Here is a 251-nt window from a genome sequence, read left to right on the forward strand (position 1 = left end):
TGGCTGGCCTGCTCAACCGCGCCACGCTTGAACTCGGCAGTGAACTTCCTGCGCTTTGACATGAACACTCCTCATGGCCTTGATCGGCCTTCTTGTAAGTGTCCGTGAAAACGGGGGTGAACCCCGCACCGTCCAGTCCAGAGGCGGTGCGTACCAAGCGGCACGCGACAGCCCGACGCATGCACAGGACCGGCGCAACGGCCGCGCGTGGACCTCGATAAGGAACCGCACCGCCTCGCGTTTACGCGCCG

Annotated in this window: 1 pseudogene; it reads right to left on the reverse strand. The window is 64.1% G+C overall.

The features are described from left to right. Nucleotides 1–123 precede the first annotated feature (123 nt). Nucleotides 124–251: pseudogene (locus F7R02_RS26140) on the reverse strand (IS3-like element ISXac4 family transposase); the annotation flags it as partial.

The sequence above is a fragment of the Xanthomonas cissicola genome (assembly GCF_008801575.1).
Taxonomy (GTDB): domain Bacteria; phylum Pseudomonadota; class Gammaproteobacteria; order Xanthomonadales; family Xanthomonadaceae; genus Xanthomonas; species Xanthomonas cissicola.